The 13,515-nt window shown below is 58.3% G+C and carries 9 protein-coding genes; 3 read left to right on the top strand and 6 right to left on the bottom strand.

Translation table 11 applies throughout. The annotated features are described in order from the left end of the window. Positions 1-92 precede the first annotated feature (92 nt). From MTX21_RS15600 to MTX21_RS15590, 3 genes are read right to left on the bottom strand one after another with little or no spacing between them, the layout of a single operon-like run. The gene (locus MTX21_RS15600) at positions 93-1,400 is read right to left on the bottom strand and encodes an acyltransferase (protein WP_280965669.1); all 1,308 of its coding nucleotides are present in this window, start codon (positions 1,398-1,400) and stop codon (positions 93-95) included. Then, entirely contained in the window at positions 1,397-2,428 is a 1,032-nt protein-coding gene (locus tag MTX21_RS15595) for a hypothetical protein (RefSeq protein WP_280965668.1), read from the bottom strand. The genes MTX21_RS15600 and MTX21_RS15595 overlap by 4 nt, the downstream gene beginning before the upstream one ends. 12 nt (positions 2,429-2,440) lie before the next feature. Beyond that, positions 2,441-3,685, bottom strand: a complete 1,245-nt coding sequence (locus tag MTX21_RS15590; RefSeq protein ID WP_280971386.1) for an O-antigen ligase family protein — start codon at positions 3,683-3,685, stop codon at positions 2,441-2,443. 78 nt (positions 3,686-3,763) lie between these two features. On the opposite strand from MTX21_RS15590, the gene MTX21_RS15585 reads away from it, so the two are divergent. The 3 genes from MTX21_RS15585 (at position 3,764) to MTX21_RS15575 (ending at position 7,222) form a co-directional block, all read left to right on the top strand. Further along, positions 3,764-5,443 (top strand): hypothetical protein, encoded by a 1,680-nt coding sequence (locus tag MTX21_RS15585; RefSeq protein ID WP_280965666.1) that lies wholly within the window; start codon positions 3,764-3,766, stop codon positions 5,441-5,443. A gap of 67 nt (positions 5,444-5,510) precedes the next feature. Beyond that, positions 5,511-6,437, top strand: a complete 927-nt coding sequence (locus MTX21_RS15580; protein WP_280965665.1) for a glycosyltransferase family 2 protein — start codon at positions 5,511-5,513, stop codon at positions 6,435-6,437. 59 nt (positions 6,438-6,496) lie between these two features. Next, positions 6,497-7,222: an FkbM family methyltransferase gene (locus MTX21_RS15575; protein WP_280965664.1), complete on the top strand. Its 726-nt coding sequence runs from the start codon at positions 6,497-6,499 to the stop codon at positions 7,220-7,222. A gap of 377 nt (positions 7,223-7,599) precedes the next feature. Here the strand turns inward: MTX21_RS15575 and MTX21_RS15570 are convergent, their stop codons facing one another. The 3 genes from MTX21_RS15570 to MTX21_RS15560 form a co-directional block, all read right to left on the bottom strand. Beyond that, on the bottom strand, positions 7,600-8,871 hold the full coding sequence (locus tag MTX21_RS15570) for a polysaccharide biosynthesis protein (protein WP_280965663.1): 1,272 nt from the start codon (positions 8,869-8,871) through the stop codon (positions 7,600-7,602). A gap of 263 nt (positions 8,872-9,134) precedes the next feature. Further along, complete coding sequence (locus MTX21_RS15565; protein ID WP_280965662.1) at positions 9,135-10,211, bottom strand: glycosyltransferase family 2 protein; 1,077 nt, start codon at positions 10,209-10,211, stop codon at positions 9,135-9,137. 388 nt (positions 10,212-10,599) lie between these two features. After that, positions 10,600-12,801, bottom strand: a complete 2,202-nt coding sequence (locus MTX21_RS15560; protein ID WP_280965661.1) for an Ig-like domain-containing protein — start codon at positions 12,799-12,801, stop codon at positions 10,600-10,602. Positions 12,802-13,515 lie beyond the last annotated feature (714 nt).

Here is a 13,515-nt window from a genome sequence, read left to right as displayed (position 1 = left end):
CCATAACCAGTTGAGCCTCTCCGCCTGCACTGTAGGAGTTTGGGGGCGGGCCAGACTTGACGAACCTCAAAATAGCCCGTGCGGCGTTGAGATCATGACGATGCCGTCGGCCAATCGGAGTTGCGAGGCTGGACGTCTTGCATTGAGTTCTTCGGCAAGCCAAGGCGCGCTCGGAAAGCACAGACGCGAGCGTCAATTCGACTGCTATCGGGCCATTGCGCGTCATTGCTCAGTTGCGTGGTGTCGCTCTCGGCTTGTCGGATGCGTAGAAGTGGTTCGTGACCGAATACCGCGGCATCGGTAGAGCCGAATGCGCGCCCGGAGCCAAGACTATCGATGTAGCGCCGTGCCGGGCTTTCGATGAAGAAGTACGAGAGGTACGCGACGACGAAGATAATGGCATAGCAAATCACGCAGAACACGGACATCAAGCCAGGGGAGGCGTGGACCAGCTTGTCGGCCACGACATTCATAAGGATCAAGACGATGACGGGATGCCACATGTACATCGAGTAGGTAAGTTGCCCAAGCGGAGCAAGGCGTTTCACGAAAACAGGCACGATCTGCCGGGCATCGGCAGCGACGGCGGTGATTGCGACGATATAGACGAGCCCCAGCGTAAAGAGATGATGGGTGTAGGAGATCATGGAAGCCAGCGTGAGAACCAGCGAAAAAAGCAAGACTGGCCCCGTCGCTGAAATCATGCGGACCTTGTCCCGAAAGTAAAGCAGGCAGACGCCAATCATGAACGACGGTAGCGCTCTGAAGGGTGGCGACAGGTCGACCCACGAGCGATCGATGGCGTTCTGAGCTAGATCTACAATGATGGCAGCGATGAGAGAGAGGACTGTTACCAGAAGCAGTCCGAGCCTTGATCTCATGCCGATCCAGGCGAAAAGCGGGAATATCAGATACATCACCATTTCGGCGCCAATCGACCAGGATACGCTGCTGAACGAAATCCCGTTACCACAGGTCACCATTGCGTTCAGGAGGAGCGCAGTTTCCGCGATGCATCGCAATTCGAACGACGGCTCGTGGTTGCCGGCCCTGCCAAGTACGACGAATCCGGACCAAACGATGATGGAGACCAGAAGCGTCAGCCAGTGAAGCGGCATCAGCCGCCCTACGCGCCTCTGAAGAAATGAACCATAGCCCGAGAGGGAATCGACCTTTGCGCAATACACGTGCGCGATCACAAATCCGGAGATCACGAAGAAGAGGTCAACGAACAATGCGAGGCCGCTCGGCAGCGCGGACCGAACATCGGGTGGAAAAAAGAACTCGAAAGAATGACGAACGACGATACCGGCTGAGGCAACAAATCGCAGCAGATCCAAGTGGAGCATCTTGTCGGATGCAACGCGAAGCGCAGGCACGTTCCACGAATTTGTCGTCATAACGGGTCGCTCCAACGCCTTCTTGCTCGGACCGACGGGCCTTCGCGACGAATCTTGACCAGCGCGCCCAAGGCCAATGCGAGGATCACGAGAGAGTCGTTCGAAAAGGCGTCGGTCACCGTGATCGGGCGGGCAGGGGCGGCGGGCCCCGAACCAGCATCCATCCGCTGGTGGCCTTTGCCCGTCTGATGGGATCCGTCATTGCCGATCGCAATGCTCCCCTCGTCCGAACCAGGTGTCGGCTCAAACGAACCACCCCTCATGAGATTGTAGTCGCTGCGCGGCGGCGTCGGAGGGGACGAAGGTGCGTTCGGGGGCTGCATTTTGGGCGCGGAGCCGCGAAGCGGCGGGGCGGGACCTGCACGAAACTCCTCGGCGCTCGTGGAATAGAAGCCGATCGTCTTCCATTCCGTTGAGAGCGTTGTCCAGTTGCTGCCGCCAACGCCGGGATTGTTGCTATGATCATCAAGATAGGGAGCTGTGGCGTGGCGCCACCAGTCGGCACCTACCATAGCTACAAGATGCAGGTTCGGGTCGGTTACCCGCATTTCCATTTGGACGTAGACGGCATCAACAGTTCCCGCCGGGTAGACACCTCGCGCCTTGTACCAAAAATGGTTGTTGTAGCCGACCGGAGGCGCATCGAAGGAAATGGTTGCGCCGGGCAGAGAGGTCGCCCTCATGGGAATGGCGACATTCCCTGCGAAGTCCGAGACGAAATGTCCTCCGGTCAGTTGGACCTTCGCTTGGTCCTGAACCAGCGTCCATTCGCCCGATTGCTTGAGGCGAACATAGGTCTTCGCGTTGGCAACCTCGATCGCGGCATTCGGATTCGAATACGGCGGTGCTCCCACTTTCGGATAGACTTGCCCCCAGCCTTCTACCGCACTGAAATCCGCAGGCGGCGACCACAGTCCGCCATCATTCCAACCCTGGTACCAGTTGAAGCTCGGAGGTACGCCCGCCGGAAATCCTTCACTATTTCCGGGGGTATTCTGTGTGAGGAGCTCGGACAGTGAGAAGTCCATTGGCCGTTCCTTTCACGCCGTGGTTGAGCTACGCATCATCCATTTCGGCGATGTAAATCGGCCCGCGTAGGAGAAGAACAGCGTCATCGACGTGAAATTGTCGATCAGGTTTTCGGACAGAAAGTAGATGAGCAGCACCGTGTACATGGTTTTCGCCGACCGCTCCTTCAGTGAAAAGGCAATGCTGAACACGAAAATCACAAAGACGACGCCGTTCAGCAGTCCATACTCCGCGAGGACACGCAGGTAGTCGTTGTGTGGCGGCAGCGGCAATACGGTCAGTAGGCCGGTCTGGCTTGCCCCGTAGCCGAACAATATTCCTCCGATCCCCAGCGACGAATAGATCTGCCATATGTTCGTCCAGTGGGTAATGCGGAAGAATGCCGACATGTCCGTCGTACCGGTCAGGTCGATCAATTGCTTAGTTGACATCCGCGCAACGGTGCTCGGGTCGAGGCTCCAGATGAGCGCTATCGCGTTCAAGCCGGTCATCAGTCGATCCAGTGCGCCGATCGCATAGGCGGCAAAGCTGGCGATCGCCAATAGGAGAAGAGCGACGAATACCTGCGGCCTCAACGGGAAGAAGGACCAGAGACCAATGGAGATGATGGTCGCCAATGCAGGACCAACCCGGTTCATGATTGCAGCATTCATGAATTGCGCTATCAGGACCCTGGTTCCGAACCACGGCGACAACGCAAAGAACAGCGCAGAAAAGTAGAGTGCTGCCGTATTCGTGTTCGGGAAATAGGAGAACACGTCTGGATATTCGATGCCGGTGTAGACCTTCGTCTGGCCAACCACCTTGAACAATAGAGGCAGGGCGGCGAGCGCATAGATGCACCGCTTCTCGGACCGGTGGAGCCGTTCCGGTGTGCTCCGCCCTGCTAGGAAGAACGAGTAGATTGACAGAAGCTTCAAAGCATCCGGAAGTTCGAACGCGCCAAAATTCACCAGGTAGCTCGTGCCCGTGAACGCACAGGCGAGCATCAGGAGGATCGTGTAAGGGCCGCTGCGTTCCGTCGCTACGAGCGCGTGATAGGCGGACCACGAGATGAGCAACAGGCTTATCGAATTGCTCAGGACGTTGAATACGCTCGACCCGGTGAAGTGGTAGATGAACGTAAGGCAATTCAGGAATACGAGGCCAGAACAGGTCACCACGAAGAACCGTCCCTGGACGGTCGTCGACGCGTAGACGAGTTCCGATGTCTTCTCTCGTCCTAAAGTTAGATCCTTCACGGCAAACTTACTCACATCCCTTGGCTGTGCGGTTCCTGCGACGCGCTGCTCGAACGCGCTGAGCCCTGGTCGACCGGAGACCGAGCGGTCAACATGTCAACGATTGCCGTATCCGAGTTGACGTCCGTCAATACCGGTCGGTTCGCTTCGATGGACGCTGCAGCGTCAGAAGAAGTGGAGTCGGCGGTGGAACGTGGCAAAAGCACTATATTCGCTAAAGCGTTCGGTCTGTTATGGCGACGGCAGTGGGTCATCTATCTGTGCATGTTGCTGACCTCCGGCGTAGCATTTCTCTACTACGCGGCTGTTGGCGACCGCTACGAAGCATATGTGCTGCTACGTGCCGGGCAGGGGATCAAGGAGCGCTCATCCAGCGCCGCCGCCTCGCCTTTCGGAGAGGGCGTCGACCTGCAAAGCCGTATGGAATCATTGTCACGCATCGCCAAGATCGACCAAGTTATCTTGGAGGCCGCAAAGAACGTCGGCTACGACAGACTCTCTTCCGATTCAAATCCGACGCTCTTGGCAAGAGCTATGGCATGGGGAAAGGAAATCGATCTCCGGGACGTGTTCGGCAGACAACGGCCGGAACCGAAGTCACAGCCGAACGCGCAACCGCAGGAGCAGGCAGAGGCGGAAGAAGACATCGAGCGAAATCAGGCCGGCATTCTCAGTTTGCGGGATCGCATCAATGCCAAGCAGGAGGGCCGATCCGATCTGTTGAGGATAACGTTCCGCCACAAGGATCCATCGATCGCGGCGAGCTATTTGAACGAGCTCGCCAACGCGTTGGTCGCCGTTCAGAATCTGGACGTTCAAATGCCTGGCGCGCAGGAGTTCTTCCAGCAGCAGACGAAGCGCCTCGAGGAGGAGTCCGAAGTGGCGGCTGCCAATCTGAAGCGATTCTCTGTCGAGGCCTCGATTTATGCCGTCGACGATCAGCGCCAACTCCTGCTCAAGCGCGCCAGTGATCTGGCCGCACAGATCTCCACCACACGGGGTGCAATCGAGGACAAGAGGGGGCAGAAGCTTGCGATCGCAGACCAATTGGCGGTCCTGCGGCCGGTTACGCAGAACAAAACGGTGAATCGCATGGTGACCACGCTCGCCGGGCAGGAGTCTCGAAGGACCCTTGATGCGTCTGCCAAGGCGCCGGATCAATTTGAGGAGCAACCGCCGTTGCTGCTGATCAAGGTCTATCAGGACAACATGGCGTCCCTTATGAAATTGAATGCCGATCTCAACGGGCAGACCGAGCTCCTGAATCAACTCGGCACCGAGCTTGAGAATGTGAACAAGGAGCTGGCATCGCTCTCTGCAAAGGAGGCCGAATACGGCAGATTGAAGCGCGTTCTCACGACAGCGTCGGCAGCCGCGGCACAGTATGCAGGCCGGATCCTCGAGGAGCAGATAAGCTCGGAGGTCGCCAAGAAGAGCCAGCTCTCCAGCCTCAGAGTGGTGCAGAGAGCGATAACGCCAACGGCGCCCGTATTTCCTCAAGTCCCGCACCTCGTGGCCCTGGCGCTTGCCGGCGGTTTTCTGCTCGGCCTCGGAGGCGTTTTCGGGCCGGAACTGGCAAAAGGCACAATGCACGCCCCGCCAAGTTCCGAAGCGAGCGCGGGGGAGGACGATCCAGTGAATTTGCTGCTGGTCGCTCGGCAAAGAAAGGAAGCGGTGAAAGACCCTCAACCTGCCGGATGGGCAGACCTGAGGGAAGACGCCGCCATAGGCCCGGTAGCCAGATCGCCCAGAATGCCTCCGCTGACAGGGTGAGCCTGAAGCGACCGGCTTGCATTCTAGGGGCGCGGCGGCATCGGTGCCAAACGAGTGTGACATCCGCATGAAGATTTTCAGCATCTGTTGCGTTCGGGACGAGAACGACATCGTCAGCGAGACGTTCGAGGCAGCGTTGCGCTGGAGCGATAAGATCTTTGTCTTCGACAATGGCAGCGTCGATGGGACTTGGGAGACGGTTCAGTCCTTCGCGAGCCGCAGTGACAAGGTCGAGATCGTTGGTCATGATGACCGCACGTTCACTGACGAACTCCGCGGGGAGATATTCGAAACGCGTCGGAGCATAGCGTCTCCGGGAGACTGGTGGTGCAGGCTCGATTCCGATGAGATCTACATTGACGACCCAGCTCGCTTTCTCGCGCGGGTGCCCGGCAGCTACGGCTTCGTCCTCTCGGCGACGTTCAATTTCTACTTCACCGATGTTGATCTGCGCGATTACGAACAGAGTCCATCGGATTGGCTAAGAAGACCAGTGCAAGACAGGCTCAAGTACTATCAGAACAATTGGAGTGAGCCGCGATTCGTCCGCCATCAGAGCGATCTCCGCTGGGGCGGGCTGATATGGCCTCATAATCGCAGCCGGACATATCCGTCACGGATCCGGCTGAAGCATTTCCCGTATCGTTCTCCGATGCAGATAGCGAACCGGCTGGAAATAAGGCAAAGGCAACCCGCGCTATTCAAGCACGAAGCCAATCGAATGCTCGCGAAGGGTTTGCAGCCCGACTGGGCAGAGGAAGGCCCGGCCCCGATGCATGAGACAGCCTCTTGGCGTGATCGCGTGAGAGAGGCCACCGAATGTGATGTAGATCGGGGAGACGGGATTCTTCCCACGCGCGACGATCTAATGCCTGCACTTCCATCGGCGGCCGTCGATCTGGTCAAGGTTGGCCTGCGGCGGACCCACATGGGGCGGACGATATTGTCACCGATGCTCAGGTGGCATTGGCGCCAGTTCGGTTGGCGACGATGATTGTCTTCCACGCGCACCGCATTGGCAGCGGCAAAACCAGAACTCACGGGAGCACAGACATGATGGTGAAGGACCGGCTTAAATCGATCATCAAGTCAGCGGGGTACGAGATCCGCCGTCATCATCCCAATTTGGTGGAGTTTCTCCACTCGCGGTCTGTCAACTTGGTGCTGGATGTCGGCGCGAACGAGGGCCAGTTCGTGCAGGAAATCAGGTCAAAAGGGTACACAGGCAAGGTAGTCTCCTTCGAACCGGTCGCCGACGTGTTCGAACGACTTGAGAAGAACTGCGCAACCGACAAGAATTGGCATTGTCGAAACGTGGCTCTCGGCGAGACGATCGGCACTATCGAGATCAACGTCAGCAAGAATACGGCGATGAGCTCGATCGCCAACCAGACAGAGATCGGTCGTAAGAGCATCTATGCGACGGACGTGATCCGCGTCGAAGAGGTGCGCATCGCGACCCTCGATTCGATATACTCGGAGTTTGCCGACGAGCGCGTGTTTCTGAAGGTCGATACCCAGGGATTCGAACAGCACGTTTTGCGAGGTGGCGGGAACTCGCTTCGTCGCCTTCTTGGCGTCCAACTGGAATTGCCGCTCGTCCACCTCTACGAGGGCACCTGGAAGTTTGACGAGGCGCTCCTCTTCATGCGCGAGGCCGGATTCACGCTAAGCCAGATGCGACCTGTGACCTACTATTCTCAGGATCCTGTCTCGCTGCTCGAGGTCGATTGCATATTCAAACGGACTGAGGCCTCCGACGAGATCAAGTACCACTGACATTCGGGACACAAAGTCTTTTCAATCAACTGCGGAACGGGAGACAAAAGGCCTCTCGTCGTAGATCGATTTGAACGGAAAATTCATCGCGGATGTTGAGCACCGGAGAATCGCGCCAGTCGGCGGTGGCCCCATCGCCCCGCTCCGCTCGGGGGACTTCGATGAGACCAGGGGCGGATCCTGGATCGGCCGGGCGCTCCAATTGGCGGGCTACGGTCTCCCGATCGTCCCGTTTGCGATCGTGGTCTGCGCGCTCGTCGCGTTCGCCATCCTGCCCGCCGCAATCCGATTCTCGGTGCGGCGACACTACGAATAGTCGGCGGCCGGATGTGAGCTATTTGCCGGACCCGGGCAGCGCGAAAGGTTTCCGGTCGCGTCTAGACTCTCACCCGGCCGGATTCGACATTCTTGAGCGAGAGACCGAACAAGAGCCAATAGCGCCAAAGTGCTATGATGAGAGAGGTCAGCAGGATCGCTCCGCCAGCTCCATGGAGGCCGGCAATAGGCAGCAGCGCCAACTGCGCCAAGACCAACACACACACCGAAGCGACATTCGTGACCGTCGTCAACCGATCGCGATGTGCCGTAAACAGGCTGAGGGCACCGAAATCGGCCATGTAGCGAGCCGCTAGCCCGGTGACGATCAACCAAAATGCCGACCACTGCGCAGCGAGAGCAGGCTGCTCCAGCCACGGCAGGAGCACCTGGAACGCTAGGCCGATCGCAATGCTGAGCGCCGCCGTGGCAAGAGCCGTCGTCTGCATGAAGCGCCAAGCCAGCTCACGGTGTGCGGAGGGCCCCCCGGTCCGATACGCGCTGATCAGGAGAGGACGCTGTTTCTGCTGAAGGACCAACGCAAGGAAGGTAGTTGCGGAACTGCCTACGGTCCAGAACAGGAAGTAGATGCCCGCGACCCTCAGGCCCAAGAACAAGGTGATAAGGTAGCGATCGATGTATTGGCTCGCAATGAAGCCGAGATCGCTTACTAGCATGAGGAAGGACTTCCGGATCGCTTGGGTAATCACTGAGGGCCTAAACGGAAGGGAGAAGCATGCCTGCCACGGCCAGGACCAGCTCAGGAAAACGAAAAGCGCTACCGAGACGATGCTCCCGGCCAGCCAAAATTCGAAAAGATAGGGGAGTGCCCTAAGGCTCGAATCCCAGATGGCGAGTGGAACGTAAGCGAGAATCCACGCCGCACCACGTAGGAAGCCGATAGCGTTCGCCGAGAGGTGCTGCTGCAGGCTCGAAAGTAGATAGAAGATGTCGTTTCCGACATGTTCGAACATGATTACGGCAACGATCAGGATCCAGAGGGTGGAAGTGCCAAGGGCGATGGTGACCAGAGCAACGATCAGCAAGAGTACGACGTACGCCGAGATCACGAAGCTCCAATAGTGGCGCATGCCGTCGATCATTTCCGCCGCGGAGGCCGTAACAGCGTCGCGCATCAGCAGATGATTCATCCCGAGATTGACGACGATTGGAACGGCGGCGATGGCGCCTGCGGCAAGCCCGTACAAGCCCAGCGACGACAGATCGAGATAGCGGGCAATAAAAAGGGCAAGGCCGAATTTGCAGCTCATGATGCTGGCCCGCATGGCGATGACCATCAGAGCGGTGAGGAATTGATTGAGTGTAGCGGACATGCGTGCGGTGCTCACAATGCAGATGATGAATCAGGCACAATGAACCACCAGTGCCTCCTGCGGTCACCCTGCCATAACGCATCCCGATTCCAGGCCTTCGATCGGCAGGAACAGGTCTTCTATGAAAACTGATGATCATGCACTCTCTTTCCCTGAGAAGCCTACATATGCAGGAGGTCCGGAATTTGAGGGGTATCAATAATGGCGTGGCTGAGAAGGGAGTGCGACCGGGCGATAGTGAATAAGCGCGGCCAAGCGCGCGTTCAGGCAAGTTGCTCCGGTGTGCTGTGCCTTAGTCGGCGCAGCCGGGCGGCGAGCGATCGCGGGCAAAGGGAGAGAACGACGAAGCGGAAAACGGCGTTCAGGCTCGCGCCGTAAAGGTCGTGACGAAATCGCCAGGCCACCTCCAGTATCTCCTGAAGAGTGCCGCCGCTCTTGCGAAAATCGGACAGCGTGATCAGTCCGCGACGGGCGAAGCAGCGCTTGGCCTCGATTTGGATGGTCGTGCGCAGCTCTGAGTCCTGCACGTGAGCTTCTGCTGTCTGTGCGATCAAGTCGGCCACCCGGCGCCCGTCGTCCAGAAGCTGTTCGACGCCCAACCGAGCCGTCTCGGAATCATCGTGATAGGTATAGGTTGCGCAGGCCTCATTGATCAGCCCGGCTCGGCCCAACAGCAGAAGCGGTGCCCAAGCGGCGACGTCGGCCGTGTGCGGAAGATCAAGCGGAATGCCTCCTCGCTCCCGCAGCAGTTCGGTACGCATCACCACGCCACACATGTTGACGGTGATCTGATCGGTCAAGAAGTCCTTCAGAATTATCGCGCCGTCCCGAACGCCCGTATTGCAGAGACGGCTGGCGCGGGGGGGCCTTGTTTGCCCGAGTGAGGCTGCGTGAAGATTGCTCAGTGTGATCACGCTCGAAAGTTGCGGCTGCTGTCTGATGAGAGCCGCGCATCGCTCGAGCAGCCATGGCATGATCCTGTCATCATCGGAAACGAAGACGATATAGTCGCCCTTGGCGTTTGCGAGACAGGCATTCCAATTGGGGAGCAAGCCGATATTCGTCGCCTGATTGATGACTCGCAATCTCGAGTCGCTGAAGGCACTCAAGACCCGGCTAGTATCGTCCGGCGAGGCGTTATTCGAGACGAGGATCTCGAAATGGGGATAGGTCTGCGACAACGCCGACGCAATACAGCCCTTCAAGAGCGCAGCCCGATTATACGTAGGAATGGCGATCGTTACGAAAGGATAGGTCTGATCATCTGAAAAGTAGCGGTTCGCGACCGTTTGGGCGCCATTCAGGGGCGCGCTCTCCGTGATATTCGCCGAAGCTGTCATGGATCAGGATTACCGGACGTCGCGCGGCAGCAATCGCGGCGGCCGCCAGCCATTCGACCGACTATTCCGAGGTACCTGATCAGAAGTGGACCTGATGGCGTGCACGACCGTCTCCATTCCACAATTGATCGCACCAAAGGCGCGCACGGACGGCGAGTGGCATCGTTGGGGCACGCCCAATGTCAACTAGTGCCACCCGAGCCGACCCGAGTTGACGATTATCAATTTCCGCTTGCTGTTCTCCACGTCAGGCGACCTGGTTGAGGGCGGTAGTCTGCCTCTTGCGTGCACTTGTGTGCGTGCGTGGGATTGCCGCGGTCCGTGTGGCCGACGAAAAAGGGTGCCGCTGCGCGACACCCTGAAGCTGTAGTCCCTCGATCGCGGTGGGCTAGTGCTGTGCCGGCAAGGAAAGCGTTTGACCTGCAGAAGAGTTGGGATCACTGGCCACGACTCTGCTGGTCTCTGCACCGGTGTTGGTGACGTCCGTTGCCGCATATTGTGTCATCAGTGCCGCCGCCTGATTTGCAACACTCAGCAGTGATGCCGAAGCGGCGCTTGTTGGCTTGGCGACCAGCGAAACGTTATCATACAGCGCACCCAGCCCGTCCTTAGACTGGCTCGCCACCTCGCGAAGTGTCAGGCGATCCTGTCCGCCGGTGCCGACCACGCTGAAATCGTAGCTTTGCCAGGTGTTTCCTGGTGGAACCACGCCAATGACCGAGCCGTTCCACAACACCTCGATTGAGCAGGTGGAGCTTGTGAATCCCGGTCGCGAACGGGCATCGAGGGAGAGTACGTACTCTTGGCCGGCGGTGGTCTTTACATCTTGGTACAAGCCATCGAGAGCTCCGGCATAGTCCAGCTCGCCGTAATTTCCTCCGTCGCTGGCCTTCACGCCGTTGAGGTTGTTCCAGAGTTCGATGGTGCCGCCACTGATGGCGTGCCAGCCCGTAATGGAATTGAAGGCCCCCCAACGACCGTCCAGCAAGGGTACCAACGATGACGATTCGAAGGACCCGTTTGTGAGCAGATTGCTGCCTGCCGTCGGTGGTTGCGTGACGGGTTGAGATGTCGCGGCGGTCAATTCGATGTTATCATAGAGGGCGCCGAGTCCGTCGCTACGTTGGCTCCCCACCTCGCGGAAGGTTAGGCGATCCTGGCCACCGGTCCCGACCACCTTGAAGTCGTAGGTTTCCCATGCTGCGCCGGGAGGGACGGTGGCAACGACTGAGCCGTTCCACAACACCTGGATCGAGCAGGTTGAAGCGGTGAAGCCGGGCCGTGAGCGTGCGTCGAAAGACAAGTTGTAGACCTGTCCCACAACAGTCTTGACGTCCTGATAAAATCCATCTTGAGCTCCGGCATAGTCGAGTTCGCCGAAATTGCCGCCATCGCTGGCCTTGACTCCGTCAAGGTTGTTCCAAAGCTCGATCATGCCGCCGGTGATCGCCGTCCAGCCGGAGACGGACCGGTAGGCTCCCCAGCGGCCGTCAGCGAAGGGTGCCAAGGTCGTCGCCTCGAACGATCCATTGACCAACAGGTTCTCGCCCTGTGCCGGTGGAGTGGTGACGGGAGAACTCACTGTCACACTCAGGGCAGCGGATTTAGAACTGACGTTACCTGCAGCGTCGGTGGCGGTTGCGGTAAAGGCGTGGGCCCCCCTCGGCAGTTGCGCCGTGGTCACGCTCCAGGTGCCACTCGCATTGGCCTTCGCCGTGCCGATCACGGTGGTCCCTTCAAATACCTTTACTGTACTGCCCGCTTCCGCTGTGCCACTCAACGTCAATTGCTGAGCGTCTGTGGTCGCGTCACCGACAGTACCGGTATCCGGTGTGAACGCCGTGATCTTGGGTGCTGCTGGCGCCAGCGTATCCGCTGGCACGACCGGAGGTGTTTCCGAGGATCCGAGCAGCGGCGGAGGCAAGTCTGCCGTGAAGGCCGCAGTGCTCATGGAATAGTAGCCAATCGTCTTCCACTGCGTTGAAAGCTCAACCCAGTTGCTTCCGCCGACGCCCGGATTGTTGCTGTGGTCAGCGAGGAAAGGAGCCGTCGCGTTGCGCCACCAATCGACGCCGACCATGCCAACCAGTTTCGCGTTCGGATCTGTCGTCCTCATGTCCATTTGGACGTAGACGCCGTCGACCGTTCCTGCGGCGTACGTCCCTCGTGCCCCATACCAGAAATGATCATTGTACCCGTCCACGGGAGCATCAAAACTCGCGGTCCCATTTGACAGATTGGTCACTGACATCGGATAGGCTGAATTGCCTGCGAAATCAGCGACGAAATGCCCCCCTCCCAGTCCGAGCTTCGACTGGTCCTGAACCAGCACCCATTGGCCGGTCTCCTTGATGTGTACATAGGTCTTCGCGTTCGCGACCTCGACGTCTGCGTTCGGGGAGGCCGGAGCCCCTTCCTCTGTGTAGACCTGCCCCCAGCCCTCGAGAGCGGTGAAGTCCGCAGGCGGAGTCAACTGACCGCCGGGATTCCAGCCCTGGTACCAGCTATAGCTATGCGGCACGCCGGCAGGGAATGCCTCGCTTTGCCCAAGCGTGTTCTGTTTGATCAGCTCCGACAACGAAATTGCCATTTCACTTTCCTGGTGATCAGTATGGGTTGATGTCGTGAGACAGCAGTCAGCGCTCACTGGGCGAGGCCATCGCCCAGTCCCTCGAAGCATGACCGACTTCATGCGGCTCACGCCAACTGAACGCAATTTCTGCTAAGACGAGATACTCGCAAGTATGGGCTGCGCGTCATGCAGCCAGCATCCGAGCGCCACCGAAATCAAGCTTGTCGAATCACGTTTGCGCCTCTCCCCAAAAGATGAACCATGCCAACGCAAAGTTCAATCGACCTTGTTGCATCGAACTCGTTATAGAGCCTGCGGACTTGCGCGAATTTTGTGCGATGGCCGTCGATCGAGACGACCGGTGCAGTGCAAGCGTCCCCTTACGAGAGCCGACGCTTGCAACAGAATTTGTCGCCAATGTGATTGAGAAGTTGCCGAATGGTACGAGAGTGCGGCGTTCTTCGATGAAAGCGGAGGATGAAACACATTTGCCCTTGCGAAAAGCAAAGTCACTTGGTCGCAGAAATCGCTACAGCTCGGAATTGTAAGCATATTTTGCTTTGGCCTCTGGTGCAGTGATCATGCATTCGGCAGCTTGCGTCGAATTGTCCCGCTGCCGTCGGAAGTGTGCACGTCGCCGAGACTACGATCTTGCGGATCGGCGTTTCAGTCCCTTCGGCAACCGCGCGACATCAATGAGCGCCTGTGAAGCACCTCGTCGCTAAACGTCCT

This window comes from Bradyrhizobium sp. ISRA430, assembly GCF_029909975.1.
In the GTDB taxonomy this organism is placed as follows: Bacteria; Pseudomonadota; Alphaproteobacteria; order Rhizobiales; family Xanthobacteraceae; genus Bradyrhizobium.
This window is presented reverse-complemented; position numbering and strand designations above follow the sequence as displayed.